Below are 22,000 nucleotides of genomic sequence, written 5' to 3' on the forward strand. Positions count from 1 at the left end.
TTCTTCACAAAATACGCCTTATCAATGTAATTACAAAATGTCAATACAAAATCCCCGCCCTTGGAACGCCTGACCAGAATGGCTATCTGTTCGGCATGAATGAACGGAAGCACCCATGATCGACCCACAAGACCTTCGCGCCGCCGTGCAGCGCGGGCTGATCACCGAGGCGCAGGCGGCGGGGCTTACGGCGATCGCCGAGGCGCGGCGGCAAGCGGTGGCGGGGGTGGCGTCCGGGGAAGAGCCGTTTGTGCTGTTCAAGGGCTTCAACGAGATCTTCATCGTCATTGGCCTGACCATCCTGTTTACCGGCTGGGTCGGCATTTCTGCAGCCCTTGGGGCCGAGGTGTTCAATCCCGGCGGGTTCGACACTATTCTGGTGGCACTGGTAACGCTGGCCGGGCTCGCCGTGGTGCAGCGATATTTCACTCTGACCCGCCGGATGATTGCGCCATCAATAACGCTTGCCGTGATGTCGGCGCTGACAGCCTGGGTTCTGGGTGCGGCTTTGGCGGATGGGGTCGGGCTGCGCGGGCTGATGGGATCAGCAGCAGCCTCTGCCGTGGTCGCCGGGTTAATGTTGCTGCATTATCAGCGCTTTCGGGTGCCGTTTGATGCGGCCATCATTGCCACGGCGGTGTTTTCGACCGTCTGGTCGTTGCTGGCCATTGGCGGGATCTTGCCAGAAGATGGCATGGGCCTGCTGCATCTGTCCGGCACAGGGCCCTTATCCATCCTGTCGCTGATCTTCGGGCTGCTGACATTCGCGCTGGCCATGCGGTTCGACATGGCCGACCCGCTGCGCGTATCGACCCGAAGCACCACCGGCTTCTGGCTGCATGTTGTGGCGGCCCCAGCGATCGTCAATACCGTGGCGGTATTCCTGCTGGCGGGCGGGCAGGGGGGCAAGCTGCTGCTGCTGACCTTCCTGATCGCAATCGCCTTGGTCGCACTGGCCATCGACCGTCGGTCTTTCCTCGTGTCAGGCGCGGGCTATGCGGTCTGGCTGATCTTCGAGCTGTTTGACGGGTCGGCCATGGTGATCCTGTTCCTTGGCTTCGCCCTCGTCTTCCTTGGCGCGCAATGGGACCGTCTGCGGTCGGCCCTGATGCGGGCTCTGCCGGCGTTTCCCGGCAAAACCAACCTTCCCCCTTATGGGAGCATCCTATGACTGACCTGACTCCCCGCGAAATCGTGTCCGAGCTGGACCGCTTCATCATCGGCCAGAATGACGCCAAACGCGCCGTGGCCGTGGCCCTGCGCAACCGCTGGCGCCGCAAGCTGCTGGCCGATGACCTGCGCAATGAGGTCTATCCGAAGAACATCCTGATGATCGGGCCAACGGGTGTGGGCAAGACCGAGATTTCGCGCCGATTGGCGAAACTGGCGCGCGCGCCCTTCCTCAAGGTCGAGGCGACCAAGTTCACCGAGGTGGGCTATGTCGGCCGCGATGTCGACAGCATCATCCGCGATCTGGTCGATGCCGCGATGATCGACACGCGCGAACGGATGCGCGAGGATGTGAAAGCCCGCGCTCAGGCGGCGGCGGAAGAGCGGGTGATCGAGGCCCTGGCCGGAAAAGACGCCCGCGAGCAGACCCGTGAGATGTTTCGCGGCAAGCTGCGCCGGGGCGAGCTGGACGCCACGGTGATCGAACTGGAGATCGCCGACACCTCGAGCCCGCTGCCCATGATGGGTGGGCCGGGGATGGAGCAGCAGATGCAGGGGTTGCAGGATCTGTTCAAGGCCTTCGGCACCCGCACCCTGCGCAAAAAGGTTACCGTGGCTGACAGCTATGATCTGCTGATCGGGCAAGAGGCTGACAAGCTGCTGGATGATGAAGCGGTGAAGACCGCCGCGCTGACAGCGGTACAGGAAAATGGCATCGTCTTTCTGGATGAGATCGACAAGATCTGCGCCCGCAGCGATGCGCGCGGCGGCGATGTGTCGCGCGAAGGCGTGCAGCGCGACCTGTTGCCGCTGATCGAAGGCACGACGGTGTCCACCAAATACGGGCCGGTGAAGACCGACCATATCCTGTTCATCGCCAGCGGTGCCTTCCATATCGCCAAACCATCGGACCTTTTGCCCGAATTGCAGGGCCGACTGCCGATCCGCGTTGAGTTGCGCCCGCTGACCGAAGCCGATTTCGTGCGCATCCTGACCGAGACGGAAAACGCGTTGACCTTGCAATATTCGGCGCTGATGGCAACCGAACAGGTCACCGTAACCTTCACAAGCGATGGCATTGCAGCCTTGGCCCGCATCGCCGCCGATGTGAACCAATCGGTTGAAAACATCGGGGCGCGGCGGCTGTACACCATTCTGGAACGGGTGTTCGAAGAGTTGAGTTTCTCTGCCCCCGACCGGTCGGGAGAGGCTGTCAGCATTGATGCCGATTTCGTCGAAGCCAATGTCGGGGCGTTGGCACGATCTGCCGACCTGTCGCGCTACGTGCTGTAGCGCTACTTCGCGCGCCGCAGATAGACGTAATAGGCTCCTGATCCACCGTGTTTTGCGTGGGATTCAGCGACTTGCAGCACCAAGCCCCCGATGGGCGGCAGGCGCAGCCACTGCGGCACCTGATGCCGCAGTGCCCCGATTCGTGACGGGATCGGGCCGTGATCGGGCTTTGCCTTGCCCTTGCCGGTGATGACCAGAACCAGCCGAAACCCCTGCGCATGTGTGTTCAGGATAAAGCGGATCAGTTCCGGATGCGCCTCGGCCAGCGTCAGCCCGTGCAGGTCGATGCGCGCTTCGGGGGCGAGCTTGCCGCGTGTCATCCGGCCATAGGCCTTGGCATCCATCTGCACCGCCGTGTCGGGCACGGCCTTGGCCGGGATCAGCCCTGGCTTGCGCGGCGTTACCCCGGCGACCCTTTCGCCCAAGCGGAACGGGGCAATTGGCGCGCGTGGCGTTTCCTCTGGCGCAAAGGGCTTTGCCAGCTCGGTCGTGTCTTCCGGATGCAGGATCTGTGCCCCGTTGGAATGCATGGCCCGGGCGGTGCGGGCGACCGCCTGCCACAGCTCTGATTCATCCGGTCGAAGGGTGCGACGCCGTGCCATCGATCATCCGCCCGACAAAAGCGCATAGGCGCGCTCTATGGGCAAAAGCTGGATCATTCGGCCGCCATCCTTGATCTTGCCTGCGGTTTCCCCGGCCGAAAATCCGGTGCCAAAGAAGATATCCGCCCGCTGCGCACCCTTTATGGCACCGCCGGTGTCCTGCGCGATCATCAGGCGGCGCATCGGCTCACGTCCGTCCGTCTCGATCCAGACCGGGGCGCCCAGAGGCACAAAGGCCGGATCAACCGCCACCGAGCGCAGATCGGCAATCGGTCGCCCCATGGCCCCGATCGGGCCGCTTTCCGGTGGCAGGTCTTCCAGCTTGCGGAAAAACACGAAAGACGGGTTAGAATTCAGCAAGGCGCGCCCCGGCGCGGGGTTGGCACGGACCCAGGCCTTGATATCCTGCGCCGATACATCCGCCATTGACGCGCCCTGGCGGATCAGCTCCTGCCCGATGGACCGGTAGGGATGCCCGTTCTTGGCCGCATAGCCCAACCGCAGCACGCGCCCGTCTGGCAGAACAATGCGGCCAGACCCCTGGACCTGCAGGAAATACACCTCGACCGGATCATCCAGCCAGACCAGTTCCAGCCCACGCCCGCGCAGGGCACCCGCGTCGATGGCCGCGCGCGGATGGAAGGGCTGGCCATCCATCAGCTCTGGTGGTTTGCGATAGAGCGGATAGGCAAAGCGCGGCGTCCGCGTCAGCGACCCTTTGAGTTCCGGCTCATAATAGCCGGTGAACAGGGCAGGCGGATCCCCCACGATGACCGGGCGGAACAACAGTTCAAAAAACTGCCGGGCGGCCTCGGGGGTGTCGGCGGCCTTTGCGGCCAGATTGCAGACCGGTGCCCACTCCGGATCGCGCATCAGGCCGCATGTACCGCGAAACACCTCCAGCGCGGCCTGATGGTCATCCTCGGCCCAGCCGTCCAGTGCGGCAAAGTCCAGAACCTGCGCGGGGGTTGCCGGGGCGGCCATCAGGCTGGCCCCGACCAGAACGGCGCGCATTGCATTCCGGACACCCACATCAGCGCCTTAGTCGCCGGTGGCGACAAGCTGCCAGTTCGGATCAGACGACCCCATCACCCGGGCGTAGGTCCAGATATCGCGCTGCCGCTTGATCGTCTTGGCATCGCCCTCGACAATTTCCCCAGCCTTGTTGCGGATGACGGTCGTCAATTCGCCGACATAGCGCACCGAGACTTCGGCACGCCGGGTCTCGCGGTCAAAGGTGGCATTGTGCAGGGCAAGCTCGCGCAGCCCAACGAAATTGGCCTCAACCGTCAGCCCCTCGGCCTCGCGTGCATTGATGGCCTGTGCGAAGGCGGCCTCGATCTCATCATCCAGAAAGGGGCGGATCTGGTCCAGCTCGCCACGCTCGAAGGCCATAAGGATCATCTCATAGGCACCGCGCGCACCTTGCAGAAAGGTGTTCACCGAAAACTCCGGCTCCGCCAGTTTCATGGCAGCCAGGGCCTTGGCCGCATCCGACCCATCGGCCACATGATCGCTGATGTCGCGGTCCGGCCCGCCCTCGATCACTTCAAAATCACGCTTGACACGCGGGCGCACCTCTTCCAGCGGAACCGGCGGCTTTTCAAACCCATCGCGGGTGCCCAGAACGGCTCGCAGCTTCAGGATCAGGAAAATTGCAATCCCGGCAAGCACCAGAAGCTGGATCAGGGAAGAGTTCATTCAAAACCTCGATCAGGCGCCGTGAAAGACCGGCAGCATTGGGGTTGGTAAGTTGGACAGTCGGTCCTTATGTAGGGCTGGTAACGGGCGGTGTCTACGCCACCCGGCCCGCAAATGCCGATGAAGGAGGCCAAGATGTGGCTTTTTGCCCTGTTCCTGCTGGTTCCGATGATCGAGATCGCTCTTTTCATCACCGTGGGCGGCTGGCTGACCCTGTGGCCGACGCTTGGCCTGGTGCTTCTGACCGGGGTGATCGGCACCGTTCTGATGCGCTGGCAGGGGCTCAAGGTTCTGGCAGAGCTGCGGGGCGATCTGGGCCAGTTGAAGAATCCGCTCTCTCCGCTGGCACATGGGGCGTTGATCGTTCTGGCGGGGCTCCTGCTGCTGACCCCGGGGTTTTTCACCGATAGCATCGGATTTTTGCTGATGGCCCCACGCGTCCGGGAGTTTGTGATCGCCTTTGTCGGCGCGCGGGTAAAGATACAGAGCTTTGGCACGTCAGCTTCTGCGCCACGCTCCGATGGTCCGATTGTCCTCGACGGAGAGTTCTTTGAGGTGAATGAAAACCAGCCGCCAAAGCCGCCCTCTGGCTGGACCCGGCATTGAGAACGGGCCAATGACCTGATAGGAGCATATCCGAACCGTTTCTCAGGGAGAAAACACACGATGGCCGAGGAAAATGGCGCAGCCGCGCAACCACAGGCACAACCGCAGATCAAGATGCAGGTGCTGGCGCAATTCATCCGTGACATGTCATTTGAAAATGCGGTGGCACAGAAGGGCCTGAACGGCGGCGAAGTGCAGCCAGACATTCAGGTTGCCGTCAGCCTTGATGCCCGCAAGCGCACCCAAGACCACCAGTTCGAGGTGATCCAGAAGTTCCGCGTGACCTCGAAGAACAAGACCAATGCCGAAACACTGTTCCTGCTGGAGGTGGATTACGGCGGTGTGTTCCATATCGAAGGCGTGCCGGACGAACAGATCCACCCGTTTCTGATGATCGAATGTCCGCGCCTTTTGTTCCCGTTCATCCGCCGCATCATCAGCGATGTGACCCGGGATGGCGGTTTCCCCCCGCTGAACATCGACACGGTCGATTATCTCTCGCTGTACCGGCAAGAGCTGGCACGCCGGGCGCAGGCCACCGCTGCCGCCCCACAGGGCCAGCCGAACTGATCCACCCCCGGCACCGCACCAGGGCCGGCCCTGAGTGGCCGGCTTTCTTCTGTCAGCCGCGTTTCAGCCAGAGCGCGGCCTCGCCCATCTTGGCCACAAAGGCGGCATGCGCCGCCGCTTCCGCCTCGCTCAGGCGGGGGGGCAGGGCAACGGGGCGGGGACGGGGGCGCCAATCGGCTTGCAGGCCCGACGCATCCGCTTGCCGGGTCTTGTCGACACCGGTGGCCAGTGCAAAATCCGGTTGCCGGCCACCGACCAGTTCCAGATAGACCTCTGCCAGAATCTCGGAATCGAGCAGGGCCCCATGCTTTTCCCGCGCCGAATTGTCGACGCCAAACCGGCGACACAGCGCATCAAGCGACGCGGGCGACCCCGGAAACCTGCGCCGCGCAATCAGCAGCGTATCGGTGGCGCGGCTGTTGGGAAGGGTCGGCAAGCCTGCGCGCTGCAGCTCGAAATTCAGGAATTTCATGTCGAAGGCGGCGTTGTGGATGACAAGCTGCGCCTCACCGACAAAATCCAGAAAGGCCTGCCCGATCGCCGCGAACAGGGGCTTATCCTTCAGAAAGTCATCGCCAAGGCCATGAACCTCGAACGCCTCTTTCGGCATGGGGCGTTCAGGGTTGATGTATTGGTGATAGGTTTTGCCGGTCGGCAGGTGGTTGAACAGCTCTACCGCGCCGATTTCCACGATGCGGTGACCCTCTGACGGTTCAAAGCCGGTGGTTTCGGTGTCGAGGACGATTTCACGCATGGCTGCCTCGCAAATGGCCGATCAGGGCCTGCACATAGGCCCGGGTCTGGTCGATGGTCAGGGTTTCAACGATATGGGTGGCCCGGGCCCGCTTTTCCGCATCCGGCATCTGCCGGGACAAAAGCAAGGCAAACTGCGCCTCGGTCATGCCCGGTCGCGCCAGAACACGCTGGCGCTGCAAGGATTTCGGCGCGGTGACCAGCAAGGTTGCGTCCATCTGCGCCTCAGTGACTTTTTCAAACAGCAGGGGAATGTCGAAAACGACGATGCCGGTGCTGCGCTGCGCCGCAAACGCCTCACGATCTGCGGCGACAAGCGGATGCACGATCGCTTCCAGCCGGGGCAAGGCAGCGGGGTCGGACGCGATCCAGGCCTTCAAGGCGGTGCGGTCAATCTGGCCATCCTGCAACGCGGCAGGGCACAGATCCGCCACAGGCCGGACCGCTGCCCCGCCTGCAGCATAAAGCCGGTGCACGGCGGCATCAGCGTCCCACACCGGAACACCTTCGGCGGCAAACAGGCCCGCTGTTGTGGATTTGCCCATGCCGATGGAGCCGGTCAACCCGAGCCGGAACACGCTCATGCCGACAAGACGGCCTGACGGGTCGCGTCATCCACCTCGGGTCGATGCCCGAACCAGCGCTCAAACCCCGGTGCCGCCTGGTGCAGCAACATGCCCAGCCCGTCCACGACGGTGCATCCTCTTGCCTGCGCATCGAGCAGGAACTGGGTCATCAACGGCGTATAGACCAGATCTGTCACCACGGCGTCCTGACGCAACCCATCCAGCGGCACCCGGAAATCGGATTTTCCGGTCATCCCGAGCGCGGTGGTGTTGATCACGGTGGTCGCGCCGTCCAGCATATTGGCGGCCTGAATCCAGTCACCGACCACAAGCTTTGCGCCGAAATCGGACCGCAGCGCCTCGGCCCGCACCCGGGTGCGGTTGGTGATGCGGATTTCCGGGACGCCAACCTCTATCAGGGCCGCCACCACGGCCCGGGCCGCCCCGCCCGCCCCAAAGACCACGGCAGGCCCGTCCGCTGGCCGCCAGTGCGGCGCGTTTTGCCGCAAATTGGCGATAAATCCCGAGCCATCGGTATTATCTGCCTGGATCCTGCCATCCTTTCGGAAAATCAGCGTATTCGCCGCCCCGATCAGGGCCGCACGGTCCGTGATCACATCGGCAATCTGCAGGATCGCCTCTTTGTGCGGGATGGTGATATTGACCCCGACAAAGCCCATCTTCGGCAAGGCCTGCAACATCTGAGCCAGATCAGTGGGGGCGATATCGAGCGGGATATAGTGGCCGCGGATCCCGTAGCGCTTCAACCAATAGCCATGCAATGCGGGCGAGCGGCTATGCGCGATAGGATATCCGATAACGCCGGCAAGCGGGATGCGGGGATGATCTGTCATGTCGGAATAAGACCTCTGTCACCGAGGTAGCCCAGAACGGGCAAAAGGGGAAGGCCCATCACGGTGAAGGAATCGCCTTCAATGGCGGAAAACAGGCGGCAGCCTTCTTCCTCCAGCTTGTAGGCGCCAACGCTGTGCCGGATGCTGTGCCAGTTCCGGTCAACATACTCTTCAAGATAGGCGTCAGACAGCGGCCGCATCAAAAGCCGCGCCTCGGCGGTGAACCGCCAGACCGGCCGGGCCTCATGGTAGATCACCGCCGCAGACCACAGCTTGTGCCACCCGCCACGCAGCCTGCGCAGCTGGTTGCAGGCGTCAGCCGGCGTTTCAGGCTTGGCAAAGACCTCGCCCTCGACCTCCAGAATCTGGTCACAGCCAAGCACCATGCAATCGGGCCGGCGTTCGGCAATCTTGCGGGCCTTCATCTCGGCCAGGGCATCCGCCATGTCCCTTGGGCGCGCCTGTTCTGCCTGCAGCGCGCGGCGGATCATGTCTTCATCGACCTGCGCCGACTGAACTGTGAAGGTGACGCCTGCCGCCTGCAACAATCGCTGCCGGATCTCGGACCGGGATGCCAGGATAAGGATCATTTCAGTCAGGCCAACCCTGTGGATATGCTTGCTTTGTTCACGCGGCGCTTTTTGTGCGCAGCAGGGGAGTTTGGGCGAAGGGTGCCAAGCAGGGCCGCTTTGTCAAGCGGAGCAGGAAAGATATCCCGCTGTGGACAGACATTTTCAAAGGGTGCGGACAGAGTGCCTTTCCAGAGCACCGCGCCAGATGCACGAGAGGTCAGGCAAAGATCATAGCATCTTCAACCCTATGACAAAATTTGATTTTTTCATTCTTATCCACAGAGGTACCCTGTTTTCCACGGAGTTATCCAACCACCCGCCGCGGTGCACAGAACTGGGGAAAAGCGCCTCAATTCTGTTGTCCACAGCCCCTACAACAACATTCCTTTCTTATATTTCTTTTAATAAAGAAGGAGGGAACAGGTGAGGATCGCATGACGGATATTTTGGCCGACTGGTACCTTTGGACAAAGGCCTTGCACATCATCTCTGTCATCGCCTGGATGGCAGGGCTGTTCTACCTGCCAAGGTTGTATGTCTATCATGAAGAAATCGTTAGGACCGGTTCGGACACTGATGATCTGTTTCAGACCATGGAACGCAGGCTGCTGCGTGCCATCATGAACCCTGCCATGATCGCGACTTGGGTCTTTGGTCTGATGCTGGTCATGACGCCGGGGATCGTGGACTGGTCAATGCTCTGGCCCTGGACGAAGGCGGCGGCGGTGCTTGGGATGACTTGGTTTCACATGTGGCTTGCAGCCCGGCGCAAGGCCTTTGCCAATGGGACCAATGCGCTGAGCGGGCGGCACTACCGGATGATGAATGAGGTTCCGACGGTCTTGCTGGTGCTGATCGTGTTTTCGGTGATCGTGAAGTTCTGATTTATTGACTTTTCGCAGATCCGGTCGTATCGGAGGGGTGAGATGGCCGTCCGGTCGTTGTTTTCCCCCTTGATGCTGTTGCGCTGCCTGTTCCCCACAGGTGGCGAGAGGACCATTCCATGACTGTAGAACGTTTGAACCTTGCCGATCTGAAAGCCAAGACACCGGCGGATTTGCTGGCAATGGCTGAAGAATGGGAGATCGAGAACGCGCCCAGCATGCGCAAGGGCGAGATGATGTTCCAGATCCTGAAGGAACATGCCGAGGAAGGGTTCGAGATCGGCGGCGATGGTGTGCTGGAGGTTCTGCAGGACGGGTTCGGATTTCTGCGCAGCCCCTCTGCCAATTACCTGTCTGGCCCGGATGATATCTACGTCAGCCCCGAGATGATCCGCCAGTTCAGCCTGCGGACCGGGGATTCGATTGAGGGGGTGATCCAGGCCCCACGGGAGAATGAGAAGTATTTCAGCCTGATCAAGGCCACCAAGATCAATTTTGATGATCCGGAGCGGGCCAAGCACAAGGTGCATTTCGACAACCTGACGCCGCTGTATCCGGATGAGCGCTTCAAGATGGAGGTTGAAGATCCGACGATCAAGGATCGTTCTGCCCGGATCATCGATCTGGTGGCCCCGATTGGCAAGGGCCAGCGCGCGCTGATCGTGGCACCGCCCCGCACGGGCAAGACCGTTCTGTTGCAGAACATCGCCCATTCGGTGGCGACCAATCATCCGGAATGCTATCTGATTGTGCTGCTGATTGACGAGCGGCCGGAAGAAGTGACAGACATGCAGCGGTCGGTGAAGGGCGAGGTTGTCGCCTCGACCTTTGACGAGCCCGCAACCCGCCATGTGGCGGTGGCCGAGATGGTGATCGAAAAGGCCAAGCGTTTGGTCGAGCACAAGCGCGATGTGGTGATCCTGCTTGATTCGATTACCCGGCTCGGTCGGGCTTTCAACACGGTGGTGCCGTCTTCGGGTAAGGTTCTGACCGGCGGTGTGGATGCCAATGCGCTGCAGCGGCCGAAACGGTTCTTTGGCGCGGCGCGAAATATCGAAGAGGGCGGATCCCTGACCATCATTGCAACCGCGCTGATCGACACCGGAAGCCGGATGGATGAGGTCATCTTCGAAGAGTTCAAGGGCACCGGCAACAGCGAAATCGTTCTGGATCGCAAGGTGGCTGACAAACGCGTCTTCCCGGCGATCGATATCCTGAAATCCGGCACCCGGAAGGAAGATCTTCTGGTGGAGAAGATTGATCTGCAGAAAACCTATGTGCTGCGCCGGATCCTGAACCCGATGGGAACCACCGATGCGGTGGAGTTCCTGATTTCGAAGTTGAAGCAGACCAAGTCGAACGCTGAATTCTTCGAATCGATGAACACCTGAGGTCTTTGGGACAGAGGTCAGACCATGTCGGACACGATATTTGCGCTGGCCACGGCCCGCGGCAAGGCGGGTATTGCTGTCGTCAGGGTATCTGGCCCTTCAGCCCTTGATGCCGCCGCGGCCTTGGGCGTTGGTCCGTTGCCGGTGCGGCGGGGTGTTCTGCGCAATCTGATGATCGGCGATGAGCTTCTGGACAGCGCACTTGTGTTGTTCTTCGCGGCGGGTGCCAGTTTTACGGGTGAGAATGTTGTTGAATTTCAAGTACATGGAAGCGAAGCCGTTGTTTCGGCGCTGCTGCGCTTCCTGACCAGCCTTCCTGGCCTTCGGATGGCAGAGCCGGGGGAATTCACACGCCGTGCCCTTGAAAACGGGATGCTGGATCTGACTCAGGTTGAGGCGCTTGCAGACCTGATTGATGCAGAGACCGAAGCGCAGAGGCGGCAGGCGCAGCGGGTGCTTGCAGGCGGACTCGGGCAGCGCGCGGCGCTTTGGCGCAAGGACCTGGTTCGGGCTGCCGCATTGATCGAGGCAACGATTGATTTTGCCGATGAAGATATTCCGGTCGACGTCCTTCCGGAGGTTCGTGATATCGTTGAGCGCCTTTCCGCCTCTTTCGCGGCTGAGATCGAAGGAAGCCGCGGGTCCGAACGGGTAAGGGCCGGGTTTGAGGTCGCCATCATTGGGGCACCGAACGTCGGAAAGTCCAGCCTTTTGAATGCTTTGGTTGGCCGGGAGGTGGCGATTACCTCTGCTGTTGCGGGGACGACGCGTGATGTGATTGAAGTCCGCATGGATCTTGGCGGGCTCCCCGTTACCTTGCTGGACACTGCGGGGCTGCGCGAGGCGACAGATGAGGTCGAACGGATCGGCGTCGCCCGGGCTCGTGAGAGGGCACGCCTCGCAGATCTGACCGTTCTTTTGCTTGAGCCGGGCGAGACTGCGTCTGATACTGAGGCAGATATCATTGCCTGGGGAAAGGCGGACCTTGTCCCTGGGCCGAACAGTGTTTCCGGTCTGACCGGGCAGGGCCTCGACTGGCTTGTCGAAGAAATTCGCACGGGTCTTCAGCAGCGAGTCTCGGGGTCTGGCCTGCTGATCCGGGAGCGTCACCGTTCTGCGTTAAGTTTGGCGAGCGAATCCATGGCGTCCGCGCGGCAATCTCTGTATGATGGGGATCCATCCCTGGAACTTGTTGCGGCTGATCTGCGGACGGCAAGTCATGCACTGGATAATCTGGTTGGAAAAATCGGTGTAGAAACTTTGCTCGATGAGATCTTCAGCAGTTTTTGTATTGGAAAGTAGGAGTGTTTCACGTGAAACATTTTGACGTTGTTGTCATCGGAGGAGGCCACGCCGGCACAGAGGCAGCCTCGGCTGCCGCACGGGCGGGTGCGCAGGTGGCCCTCGTGACCCAGAAGATTTCCACCATCGGGATGATGTCTTGCAATCCGGCGATCGGAGGGCTTGGTAAGGGGCATCTTGTCCGCGAAATTGACGCGTTGGACGGGCTGATGGGGCGTGCTGCCGATGCTGCCGGTATTCAGTTCAGGCTGCTGAACCGCCGCAAGGGGCCGGCTGTTCAAGGGCCGCGCGCACAAGCGGATCGCGCATTGTACCGTGCATTCGTTCAGCGGGAACTCGCAGATCAACAAAATCTCAGCCTGCTTGAGGGCGAAGTCGTTGATCTTATTGTCGACAATACGCGCGTGGGGGGGGTCGTTCTGGCTGACGGGCAGCATATCAGTGCGCATGCAGTCGTTTTGACCGCGGGAACTTTCCTGAATGGTCTGATCCATATCGGTGACCAGCGTCACGCTGGGGGGAGGATGGGCGATGCGCCGTCCACCCGCCTGGGTGACAGGCTGAATGATCTCGATTTGAAACGCGGACGTTTAAAGACCGGAACCCCGCCGAGGCTGGACGGGCGTACCATCAACTGGTCAATTCTTGAGGAGCAAAAGGGTGATGATGCGCCCACGATGTTCTCGTTTCTGAACAGTGCGCCAGTTGCACGCCAGGTGTCATGCGGCGTTACCCGCACGAATGAAAAGACACATGACATCATCCGGGCAAATCTGTCTCGCTCGGCGATGTATGGAGGCCACATTGACGGTGTTGGTCCAAGATATTGCCCATCCATCGAAGACAAGGTGGTCAGATTTTCAGACAAGGACAGCCATCAGGTCTTTCTGGAGCCCGAAGGCCTCACCGATCACACGGTCTATCCGAACGGAATTTCGTCCTCTTTGCCGATAGAGGTCCAGACTGCCTATGTTGGTTCCATCCTTGGTTTGGAACAGGCAAAGATCCTGCAGCCTGCCTATGCGATTGAATACGACTTCTTTGATCCGCGTGCCTTGTCGGCGGGGCTCGAAGTGCAAAACCTGCCTGGCCTGTTCTTTGCAGGTCAGATCAACGGTACAACGGGATATGAGGAAGCCGCGGCACAAGGGCTGGCCGCCGGGCTGAATGCAGCGCGGCTGGCAATGGACGCAGACCAAGTTCAGTTCCACCGATCGGGCAGTTACATTGGTGTATTGCTGGACGACTTGCGGTCCAGAGGTGTGACGGAGCCTTACAGGATGTTCACCTCACGCGCTGAATACCGCCTGTCGCTTCGTGCCGACAATGCCGACCAGAGGCTGACCGAACAGGGAATCGGCCTGGGAATCATATCTGAGCGCCGTAAGGCAAGTTTCTACTCCAAGATGAACAGCTTGAATGATCTGAAAGCCCGCCTTCAGCAACGGAATTTTACCCCGCGAGACTTGTTGGAGTCAGGCGTGCATGTGAGTGCAGATGGATCGCGCAGAAGTGGCCTGGACGTTCTGGGCGCTTTCGTCATGACAACGGAACAACAGAACGCGCTGCTGCCAGAATTGCTGACTGCCGAGCCCGAGATCCGGACGCAAGTCTTGCGAGATGCGATGTATGGCCGCTACTTGGATCGGCAGCAGATTCAGATTGATCAGTTGAAGCGTGAGGAAGGTACGGTTATCCCGGCTGATTTCTCCTATAGTGACCTTTCCGGCCTATCGGGCGAGTTGACATCGAAGTTGCAGCGCCAAAGGCCGGCATCTTTGGCCGTTGCGGCACAAATCGAAGGAATAACGCCTGCAGCTCTCGCCCTCATACTGGCAAATATCCGGAGGACAGCGGCTCTGCAGGAGGCGGTTTGATGGCCGGGACGACTGCAATTGAGCCGCTCGGCATTGTTTCACGTGAAACAGTCGAACGGCTGGAGATGTTCGCTTCTTTGGTCCGCAAGTGGAATCCCACCATAAATCTCGTCTCAAAAGGCAGCATCGCGCAGCTGTATGACCGTCATATCTTGGATTCGCTCCAGCTGTTTGATCTGACAGATCTGCAGGAGGGCGTTTGGGGAGACTTGGGGAGTGGGGGTGGTTTCCCAGCTCTGGTGGTTGCGTGTGTGGCAGCTGGTTCGGGCCGGAATTTTACCATCAGGATGGTTGAGGCAGACAGCCGTAAGGCCGCTTTCCTGCGAGAGGCCGCGCGTCAGCTCGATGTGAATGCGGTGGTGATCAACGCCAGGATCGAAGAGGCCGCTCCGCTGGCCGCGAACGTTCTTTCCGCGCGCGCTTTGGGGCCACTCCCCAAACTCTGTGGGTTCGCTGCGCGCCATTTGGGCAAAGGCGGCGTGGCCCTTTTTCCAAAGGGACTCAATCACGACTCCGAAGTGGCGGCTGCGCGAGCGGATTGGACCTTTGATTTGAAACTCCACCCAAGTAAGACGGAGCCAGCCGCCGCGATACTCGAGCTCAGGAATATTCAACATGTCTGAAGACGCTCAACGCCGGACCCCCCGGGTAATCGCCATCGCGAATCAGAAGGGTGGGGTGGGTAAAACCACAACCACCATCAATCTGGCGGCTGGTCTTGCAGAGTTTGGCTACAAGGTCCTCGTCATCGACATGGATCCGCAGGGCAATGCGTCAACAGGTTTGGGTGTTGCCCCAGAGGCAAGAAAGCAAACCACCTATGATCTGCTCTTGGATCAGGCGCTGCTGATCGACCTGATCCAGGAGACAACGGTCCCCGGAATCACCCTTTGCCCGGCAAATGCTGATCTTGCCTCGGCAGACATTGATCTGGTCGCAAGTGAAAAGCGTTCCTTTTTGCTCTCTGATGCCATTCAGGAAGCGCGCTTCCTGGCCCTCGGCCATGATTTTGTTCTCGTGGATTGCCCGCCCTCGCTGTCTCTGCTGACGGTCAATGCCCTGGTCGCGGCGGAATCGGTGCTCATCCCGCTTCAAAGCGAGTTTTTCGCACTCGAGGGGCTGTCGCAACTGATGCTGACCGTGAGGGAGATCCGAAAATCCGCAAACCCACGGTTGCGGATCGAAGGTGTTTTGGTGACGATGACAGACAGCAGGAATCGCCTGTCGCAGCAGGTCGAAGCAGATGCCAGGGCGACACTGGGCAATATGGTGTTCTCGACGACGATCCCCAGAAATGTGAGGGTCTCCGAAGCACCGTCCTATGCACTGCCCATTCTTCAATATGACCCGTCGTCGAAGGGGGCAGACGCCTATCGGCGCTTGTCTCTTGAGGTTATTTCGCGAAAATCAAATGGTCGCGCCGCCTGACCAAAGGGAATCTTATGGAAAAGAAACAAGATCGCAAAGGTCTGGGGCGGGGCTTGTCCGCTTTAATGGCAGATGTAAACCTTCTGAGGGACGATGTGGACAGCAATGACAGGCTTGCCCCATCCGGCGTCATGGTGCTTCCGGTCGAAAAGATCTTCCCGAACCCAAATCAGCCGCGTCGTGACTTTGATCCAGCGCTGCTAGAGGAATTGGCGGCCTCCGTCCGGGCCAAAGGCATCATTCAACCGCTCGTTGTCCGCGCCGGCAGCCAAACTGGCACCTATCAGATTGTTGCGGGTGAACGCCGGTGGCGGGCGGCGCAGATGGCCCAGTTGCATGACGTGCCGGTCGTTGTGCGCGACTTTTCTGACGATGAAGTGCTGGAAATCGCCATAATAGAGAATATCCAGCGCGCCGACCTAAATGCCGTCGAAGAAGCCCTGGGCTTCAGGCAGCTGATGGACACCTTCGGACACACCCAAGAAAAGCTGGCCGAAGCCCTGTCCAAAAGCAGGTCTCATATCGCCAATACGATGCGGCTCCTCAACCTTCCCGACGAGGTCCTCACAATGATCCGCAGCGGCAAGCTTTCCGCCGGACATGCGCGGACGCTGATCGGAACTCCGGATCCGCTCGCGCTTGCGGTGAAGGTGGTCGGCGCAGGCCTCTCAGTTCGCGCGACCGAAAAACTGGTTCGCAGCGCCGGCATGGACAAGGTGGCTAAGCCAAAGCAGTCTGGCCGTGGTGAGAAAGACGCCGATACCCGTGCAATCGAACTGGACCTGAGTGCCAACCTGGGGATGAGCGTGATCATTGATCACGATGCATCAGGGGAGGGGGGTGTGTTGCGTCTGCACTACCGAAATCTGGACCAACTGGACATGATCTGCCAGGCGCTGTCCGTGCTACCGCGGGATTTCACGGCCTGAGGCGCGGAGGGTTACGCGAGTAACTCTTTGAGAACCCAGTTCAAAACAAGTCTTCCCGAGGGTGTCGTATGAAGCCGCCCATTCGTAATCTCGACAAGACCCTGTGCCCTCAGCGGCTCTAGTCTTGTCGGGCTCAAGGGAGCCCCTGAAATGGTCTGATATTCCGTCAGATCAACACCGGAATTTACCCGCATACCCATCAGCAGCAACTCTGTTGCCTGGGCATCCTGAGACAGCATCTCTCGCCCGTCATGCGTCGCCCCTGCCTGGTTGGCTTTAAGCCAGTCGCCAGGCATGTGCCGCGCCACGGTCGCGTATCGTTGTCCGGCTGCATCCGTCAGCCTGCCATGCGCGCCCGGGCCAATCCCCAGGAAATCGCCACACCGCCAATAGATCATGTTGTGCCGCGATTCCTCGCCGGGGCGGGCATGATTCGAGATCTCATAGGCTGGCTTTCCATGCGCTTCGCAGATGCCCTGCGTCAGCTCGAACATATCAGCCGCAACATCTTCTACGGGTAGACCCTGCAGCAGCCCGCGCTCGAAACGGGCACCAAACACCGTGCCAGGCTCTATGGTCAGTTGGTACAAGGACAGATGTCCCGCTGCCAGTGACAGGGCATCGCGCAACTCGGCCTCCCACGCGCTGATGCTCTGGTCTTGGCGCGCGTAGATAAGGTCAAAGCTGCTGCGATCAAACACCGCTTGTGACACTTCTATCGCCTTTCGGGCCTCGCGGGCATCATGCATCCGGCCGAGTCGGCGCAGATCGGTATCGTTCAAAGCCTGAATGCCGATCGAAACCCGATTTATCCCGGCCAATCGGAACTCTGCAAACCGGCCGATTTCAACAGATGTCGGGTTGGCCTCCAGCGTGATTTCGATATCATTCGCCGGGGTCCAGAGCTTTACAGCCTCGTCCACGATGGCGGCAACCGTCTCCGGCCTCATCAGCGAGGGCGTCCCCCCGCCGAAAAAGATGCTGCTCAACACCCGACCCGGGGTTTCCAGCGCATAGCGTCGCAGGTCATTCAGGTAGGCTGCCGCCCATTCTGAGTGGTCTACTGCATCCGACACATGGCTGTTGAAATCGCAATAGGGGCATTTTGACTGGCAAAATGGCCAGTGGACATAGAGACCGAAACCCGCTTGCTGCCATCGTTGCATGTCGTTCTCCAAGGCCCCTCAGATGCCCGCGCGGCAGGGGTGTTTCACGTGAAACAGCGCGCGACAAGCTTGCGGAACGCATCCGCGCGATGGCTGATCTCACCTTTCACGGCGCGGTCCATTTCGGCAAAGGTCTGGGCATACCCGTCAGGCTGGAACATCGGGTCATACCCATGACCCTGAGCGCCACGCATCGGCCAGACCAATTGCCCAGCGACCTTCCCCTCAAACACAAGATCACGCCCATCGGGCCAGGCCAGAACCAGCGTGCACCGAAACTGCGCCAGGCGCGGCAGTGGCGCAGCAACCGACTCACACGCGTCCCAAGTGCGCGCCATGGCCAGACCAAAGTCCCTGCCCGCCGGCGTTTCCGCCCAATCGGCGGTGTAAACGCCCGGCGCTCCGTTCAACGCATCCACACAGATGCCGGAATCATCCGCCAATGCGGGTAATCCGGTGGCCCGCGCTGCAGCATGGGCCTTGATCCGGGCGTTGCCAACAAAGCTGTCCTCGGTTTCCTCTGGCTCGGGAAGCCCAAAGGCCGCCGCGGACACCACTTCAATTCCGTGGGGGCCAATCAGATCGGCAATCTCCTCCAGTTTCCCGGAATTATGCGTCGCTACCAAAAGTCTGGGTCCAAGGTCCACAACCATGTCTAGCCTTTCAATGCCGCAGCCTGCGCCGCAACCAGCAGTTTCGACCCGGCCTCCGCCAGATCGAGCAATTCCATCATCTCTTCGCGCGAAAAAGATGCGCCTTCCGCCGACATCTGCACTTCAATCAGCCGGCCGCGCCCGGTCATCACGAAATTGCCATCCGTCCCGGCGGCCGAATCCTCCGGATAGTCCAGATCCAGAACCGGCTGCCCCGCATAAATGCCGCAAGACACAGCAGAAACGTGGTCAATGATCGGATCACTGACAATCGCCCCCGCCGCCAAAAGCCGGTTCACCGCCAGCCGCAACGCAACCCACCCCCCGGTGATCGAGGCGCAGCGGGTTCCCCCATCGGCCTGCAGCACATCGCAGTCGACCACGATCTGCCGCTCTCCCAGTGCGCTCCGGTCAACCCCAGCCCGCAGGGATCGTCCGATAAGCCTTTGAATTTCTTGTGTTCTTCCGCTTTGCTTGCCCACTGCTGCCTCCCGGCGCGTGCGGCTGTTTGTGGCGCGCGGCAGCATGCCGTATTCTGCGGTCACCCAGCCAAGGCCGGTGTTTTTCAAAAAGGACGGGGCCTTGTCCTCGATGGTCGCCGAACACAGCACATGCGTGTCACCCATCTTGATCAGGCAAGACCCTTCGGCATGCCGCATCACGCCCGTTTCAATCGAGATCGACCGCATTTGGTCCAGTTTCCGGCCAGAGGGGCGCATCAGTCTTCCTTTCCATGGATTTTAGCCAGATAGGCGTGGCAAAGGGGGCGATGCAACCCCGATTGACCATCCCGTCGATCGGAATACTCTTGCAATCCAAAAGGAGTCGCAGATGACCGATGGCGCAAAACTGCTGACCGAAATGAATGACCGCTCGCGTGAAGTGTTCCGGCGGGTGGTCGAAGGCTATCTCACCTCCGGTGAACCCGTCGGCTCGCGCAGTCTCTCCCGCAGCATGACCGAAAAGGTCTCGGCTGCCACCATCCGCAATGTGATGCAGGATCTGGAATTTCTGGGCCTGCTTGACAGCCCGCATATCTCTGCCGGCCGCATCCCCACCCAGCGCGGGCTTCGAATGTTCGTCGATGGTCTTTTGGAAGTCGGCACCGTGGCGCAGGAAGACCGTGACAAGATCGATGCAACCTTCAGCGAGTCTGATCGTGATGTGGCCTCCTTGCTGGATCAGGTCGGCTCGGCGCTCTCCGGCATCACTCGTGGCGCAAGTCTGGTGCTGTCTCCCAAGCGTGAGGCGCCCATCAAGCATATCGAATTCGTCAGCCTGGCGGCAGACCGGGCGCTGGTCGTGCTGGTCTTCGCCGATGGCCATGTCGAAAACCGCCTGTTCACCCCGCCTGCCGGGCAAACGCCGTCCTCGATGCGCGAAGCCGCGAATTTCCTGAACGCGCTTGCCGAAGGCCGCACCCTGTCTGATCTGCGGCGCACGATGACCCAGGATATCGCCCAGCATCGGCAAGAGATTGACGTTCTGGCCCGCGATCTCGTCGAAAGCGGCATTGCCATCTGGGAAAACGGCGGCGAACAGGGCGAACGGCTCATCGTCCGGGGCCGCGCCAACCTGCTCGACGGGGCCACCGAAGGGCAAGAGATTGACCGCATCCGCAGCCTGTTCGACGATCTGGAGCGCAAGCGCGACATCGCCGATTTCCTTGAACTGACCGAGGCGGGCGACGGTGTACGCATTTTTATTGGCTCAGAGAACAAGCTTTTCTCACTTTCGGGTTCCTCTCTGGTGGTCTCTCCCTATATGAACGCTGATCGTAAGATCATCGGTGCCGTTGGCGTCATTGGTCCGACGCGGCTGAACTATGGCCGCATCGTTCCGATTGTCGATTACACGGCGCAGCTTGTCGGGCGGATGGTATCCGAACGCGGCAAGGCGTGATCGACCAAAGGTTTGTGTAAGGAAGACGAAAACATGGCGCAGGAAAACCCCAGCCCTGAAACGACAGAGATCGAAGATTTCATCGAAGCAGACGAACTTGACGCCCTGCGCGCCGAGCGGGATGACCTGCGTGACAGGTTCATGCGCGCTCTGGCAGATGCCGAAAATTCCCGCAAGCGTGCCGACCGTGACCGTCGTGAAGCCGAACAATATGGCGGCACCCGGCTTGCCCGCGATCTGCTGCCGGTGTTTGACAACCTCAAGCGCGCGCTTGAGGCATCAACCGACGAAACCCGCACCCAGGCTGCGGCCCTGATCGAAGGTGTGGAACTCACCCTGCGGGAACTGACCCAGGTCATGACCAAACACGGCATGATCCCGATTTCCCCCGCGCCCGGCGATGCCTTTGATCCACAGCTGCATCAGGCAATGTTCGAAGCCCCGGTTCCCGGCACCAAGGCCGGCAATATCATTCAGGTGATGACCGAAGGCTTCATGCTGCATGACCGCCTGCTTCGGCCGGCGCAGGTTGGCGTGTCATCCACGCCCGCCAACTGATCATCCCCCGGGTGGCCGCTCAGGCCACCCGCTTGCCCTGAACCCAGGTGCCACGCACCGCCGCCGCCGCCCCGATACGGGCCACGCGCAGCACATCGGCCCGCGCGCCCGGCATCAACTGGCCCCGATCGGTCAACCCCGTCGCAAGGGCCGGGGCCTGCGTCACACAGGCCACACCGCGCGCCACATCCCCCCACAGATCGCCCAGCAGCAAGGCCGCCGACAACAGGGATGACGGCACATAATCTGACGACACGATGTCAAGCAGATCCGCCTCGGCCAAGGCGCTGGCCGCCACATTCCCCGAATGCGACCCGCCCCTTATCAGGTTCGGCGCCCCCATCATCACCCTGATCCCATGCTGACGGCAGGCCATCGCCGCCTCAACCGTGGTCGGAAACTCGGCAAAGGTCACCCCATGCCCGGCCGACACTGCCACCTGTGGCGCGGTGGTGTCGTCATGGCTGGCCAGCGTCGCCCCATAGCGCCGGCTTTCCGCCACCGCCGTCGCCTCATGCAGCGCCCCCACGCGGTCGCGCAGCGCGCGCTGACCGCTGACATGCGCGTCAAACTCGTCGTCACTCATGCCATGCTTGCCGCAGACATAATCCTTCAGCTTCGAGACATCGCGAAACTGCCGCTCTCCCGGCGTATGGTCCATCAAGCTGACAATGCCGATCCGGTCCTTTGGGCCGAACTTCGCCATCTCCGCCACCAGCGTTTCCGAACAGACCTCGGCCCGCAGATGCAGAAAATGGCTGATCCGCAGCGCCCCCCGCGCCCGCAGGTCCAGAATCTCGTCCGCCAGCGCCCGCGCATATTCGCCGTAATTCGCCTTGGCATTCGATGTGACCGATCCCACCCGCAACGCATCAAACACCGTGGTGATCCCGACGCTGGCCAATTCCGCATCATGCGCGATGATCGCCGCCTGATGTGGCCAGTTCACCCGCGGGCGCGGCTCGATATGCCGCTCCAGATTGTCGGTGTGCAGCTCGATCAGCCCCGGCATCACCAGATCACCTTCGCAATCCACCGCGCCCGCCACCTGGGAGGGGCCCTCGCTGATATCCGCGATCCGGCCATCCTTCATCTGCAGGCTGCCCCGGATCACCTCGCCCGGAAGCACCAATACGGCGTTCTGCAAAATAACTTCACTCATGTCTTCCGTCCTGTCTTGCGATCCGTGGGGCAGGGGGTGCAATGACACCAACCCGTCACAG

24 protein-coding genes are annotated in these 22,000 nt (G+C 60.6%); 13 read left to right on the top strand and 11 right to left on the bottom strand.

From position 1 onward, the window contains the following. Positions 1–115: 115 nt before the first annotated feature. The gene (locus CXR43_RS14485) at positions 116–1,171 is read left to right on the top strand and encodes a hypothetical protein (RefSeq protein ID WP_103335001.1); all 1,056 of its coding nucleotides are present in this window, start codon (positions 116–118) and stop codon (positions 1,169–1,171) included. Next, complete coding sequence (gene hslU / locus CXR43_RS14490) at positions 1,168–2,463, top strand: ATP-dependent protease ATPase subunit HslU (protein ID WP_103335003.1); 1,296 nt, start codon at positions 1,168–1,170, stop codon at positions 2,461–2,463. The genes CXR43_RS14485 and hslU overlap by 4 nt, the downstream gene beginning before the upstream one ends. Positions 2,464–2,465: 2 nt before the next feature. On the opposite strand, the gene CXR43_RS14495 is transcribed toward hslU, so the two are convergent. From CXR43_RS14495 to CXR43_RS14505, 3 genes are read right to left on the bottom strand one after another with little or no spacing between them, the layout of a single operon-like run. Then, the gene (locus CXR43_RS14495; RefSeq protein WP_103335006.1) at positions 2,466–3,065 is read right to left on the bottom strand and encodes a Smr/MutS family protein; all 600 of its coding nucleotides are present in this window, start codon (positions 3,063–3,065) and stop codon (positions 2,466–2,468) included. Between the two features lie 3 nt (positions 3,066–3,068). Then, entirely contained in the window at positions 3,069–4,079 is a 1,011-nt protein-coding gene (gene mltA, locus CXR43_RS14500; RefSeq protein ID WP_103335009.1) for a murein transglycosylase A, read from the bottom strand. 27 nt (positions 4,080–4,106) lie between these two features. Beyond that, positions 4,107–4,766, bottom strand: a complete 660-nt coding sequence (locus tag CXR43_RS14505) for a Tim44/TimA family putative adaptor protein (RefSeq protein WP_103335012.1) — start codon at positions 4,764–4,766, stop codon at positions 4,107–4,109. Between the two features lie 135 nt (positions 4,767–4,901). Here CXR43_RS14505 and CXR43_RS14510 point away from each other — a divergent pair, with 135 nt between their 5' ends. Both CXR43_RS14510 and secB read left to right on the top strand, forming a co-directional pair. Next, positions 4,902–5,372, top strand: a complete 471-nt coding sequence (locus tag CXR43_RS14510; protein ID WP_103335368.1) for an FxsA family protein — start codon at positions 4,902–4,904, stop codon at positions 5,370–5,372. 60 nt (positions 5,373–5,432) lie between these two features. Beyond that, the gene (secB, locus tag CXR43_RS14515) at positions 5,433–5,942 is read left to right on the top strand and encodes a protein-export chaperone SecB (RefSeq protein ID WP_103335015.1); all 510 of its coding nucleotides are present in this window, start codon (positions 5,433–5,435) and stop codon (positions 5,940–5,942) included. Between the two features lie 52 nt (positions 5,943–5,994). On the opposite strand, the gene dnaQ is transcribed toward secB, so the two are convergent. The 4 genes from dnaQ to CXR43_RS14535 are packed head-to-tail and all read right to left on the bottom strand — an operon-like array spanning position 5,995 to position 8,705. Then, on the bottom strand, positions 5,995–6,696 hold the full coding sequence (gene dnaQ, locus CXR43_RS14520) for a DNA polymerase III subunit epsilon (RefSeq protein WP_103335018.1): 702 nt from the start codon (positions 6,694–6,696) through the stop codon (positions 5,995–5,997). After that, on the bottom strand, positions 6,689–7,279 hold the full coding sequence (coaE, locus tag CXR43_RS14525) for a dephospho-CoA kinase (RefSeq protein ID WP_103335020.1): 591 nt from the start codon (positions 7,277–7,279) through the stop codon (positions 6,689–6,691). Before coaE ends, dnaQ begins: the two co-directional genes overlap by 8 nt. Further along, the gene (locus CXR43_RS14530; protein ID WP_103335023.1) at positions 7,276–8,115 is read right to left on the bottom strand and encodes a shikimate dehydrogenase; all 840 of its coding nucleotides are present in this window, start codon (positions 8,113–8,115) and stop codon (positions 7,276–7,278) included. The genes coaE and CXR43_RS14530 overlap by 4 nt, the downstream gene beginning before the upstream one ends. Continuing rightward, on the bottom strand, positions 8,112–8,705 hold the full coding sequence (locus CXR43_RS14535) for a Maf family protein (RefSeq protein WP_103335026.1): 594 nt from the start codon (positions 8,703–8,705) through the stop codon (positions 8,112–8,114). The genes CXR43_RS14530 and CXR43_RS14535 overlap by 4 nt, the downstream gene beginning before the upstream one ends. Before the next feature lie 416 nt (positions 8,706–9,121). On the opposite strand from CXR43_RS14535, the gene hemJ reads away from it, so the two are divergent. The 7 genes from hemJ to CXR43_RS14570 all read left to right on the top strand — a co-directional run bounded on the left by hemJ (position 9,122) and on the right by CXR43_RS14570 (position 16,498). Continuing rightward, entirely contained in the window at positions 9,122–9,571 is a 450-nt protein-coding gene (gene hemJ / locus CXR43_RS14540; RefSeq protein WP_103335028.1) for a protoporphyrinogen oxidase HemJ, read from the top strand. A gap of 119 nt (positions 9,572–9,690) precedes the next feature. Then, positions 9,691–10,962 (top strand): transcription termination factor Rho, encoded by a 1,272-nt coding sequence (rho, locus tag CXR43_RS14545; RefSeq protein ID WP_103335031.1) that lies wholly within the window; start codon positions 9,691–9,693, stop codon positions 10,960–10,962. A gap of 24 nt (positions 10,963–10,986) precedes the next feature. Next, positions 10,987–12,264: a tRNA uridine-5-carboxymethylaminomethyl(34) synthesis GTPase MnmE gene (gene mnmE / locus CXR43_RS14550; protein WP_103335034.1), complete on the top strand. Its 1,278-nt coding sequence runs from the start codon at positions 10,987–10,989 to the stop codon at positions 12,262–12,264. Between the two features lie 2 nt (positions 12,265–12,266). Further along, positions 12,267–14,141, top strand: a complete 1,875-nt coding sequence (gene mnmG, locus CXR43_RS14555) for a tRNA uridine-5-carboxymethylaminomethyl(34) synthesis enzyme MnmG (RefSeq protein WP_103335036.1) — start codon at positions 12,267–12,269, stop codon at positions 14,139–14,141. After that, positions 14,141–14,764 (top strand): 16S rRNA (guanine(527)-N(7))-methyltransferase RsmG, encoded by a 624-nt coding sequence (locus CXR43_RS14560; protein WP_103335038.1) that lies wholly within the window; start codon positions 14,141–14,143, stop codon positions 14,762–14,764. The genes mnmG and CXR43_RS14560 overlap by 1 nt, the downstream gene beginning before the upstream one ends. Next, on the top strand, positions 14,757–15,569 hold the full coding sequence (locus CXR43_RS14565; RefSeq protein WP_103335041.1) for a ParA family protein: 813 nt from the start codon (positions 14,757–14,759) through the stop codon (positions 15,567–15,569). Before CXR43_RS14560 ends, CXR43_RS14565 begins: the two co-directional genes overlap by 8 nt. Before the next feature lie 14 nt (positions 15,570–15,583). After that, complete coding sequence (locus CXR43_RS14570) at positions 15,584–16,498, top strand: ParB/RepB/Spo0J family partition protein (RefSeq protein ID WP_103335043.1); 915 nt, start codon at positions 15,584–15,586, stop codon at positions 16,496–16,498. Between the two features lie 11 nt (positions 16,499–16,509). Here CXR43_RS14570 and hemW read toward each other — a convergent pair whose 3' ends face one another. Genes hemW through rph form a run of 3 tightly spaced genes read right to left on the bottom strand, consistent with a single transcriptional unit; the run spans position 16,510 to position 19,036 of the window. Continuing rightward, complete coding sequence (gene hemW / locus CXR43_RS14575) at positions 16,510–17,664, bottom strand: radical SAM family heme chaperone HemW (RefSeq protein ID WP_103335046.1); 1,155 nt, start codon at positions 17,662–17,664, stop codon at positions 16,510–16,512. Between the two features lie 44 nt (positions 17,665–17,708). Further along, positions 17,709–18,317 (bottom strand): RdgB/HAM1 family non-canonical purine NTP pyrophosphatase, encoded by a 609-nt coding sequence (gene rdgB / locus CXR43_RS14580; RefSeq protein ID WP_103335049.1) that lies wholly within the window; start codon positions 18,315–18,317, stop codon positions 17,709–17,711. Positions 18,318–18,319: 2 nt separating this feature from the next. After that, entirely contained in the window at positions 18,320–19,036 is a 717-nt protein-coding gene (rph, locus tag CXR43_RS14585) for a ribonuclease PH (protein ID WP_103335052.1), read from the bottom strand. A 112-nt stretch (positions 19,037–19,148) separates the two neighbouring features. Here rph and hrcA point away from each other — a divergent pair, with 112 nt between their 5' ends. Together hrcA and CXR43_RS14595 are read left to right on the top strand one after the other, a co-directional pair. Continuing rightward, positions 19,149–20,219, top strand: coding sequence for a heat-inducible transcriptional repressor HrcA (gene hrcA, locus CXR43_RS14590; protein WP_103335054.1), 1,071 nt, complete (start codon positions 19,149–19,151; stop codon positions 20,217–20,219). Between the two features lie 33 nt (positions 20,220–20,252). Continuing rightward, complete coding sequence (locus tag CXR43_RS14595) at positions 20,253–20,777, top strand: nucleotide exchange factor GrpE (protein WP_103335057.1); 525 nt, start codon at positions 20,253–20,255, stop codon at positions 20,775–20,777. Positions 20,778–20,796: 19 nt separating this feature from the next. Here CXR43_RS14595 and CXR43_RS14600 read toward each other — a convergent pair whose 3' ends face one another. Beyond that, positions 20,797–21,939, bottom strand: coding sequence for an alpha-D-ribose 1-methylphosphonate 5-triphosphate diphosphatase (locus CXR43_RS14600; protein ID WP_103335059.1), 1,143 nt, complete (start codon positions 21,937–21,939; stop codon positions 20,797–20,799). Between the last annotated feature and the right edge of the window lie 61 nt (positions 21,940–22,000).

The organism is Pseudotabrizicola formosa, assembly GCF_002900965.1.
GTDB classification, from domain to species: Bacteria; Pseudomonadota; Alphaproteobacteria; order Rhodobacterales; family Rhodobacteraceae; genus Pseudotabrizicola; species Pseudotabrizicola formosa.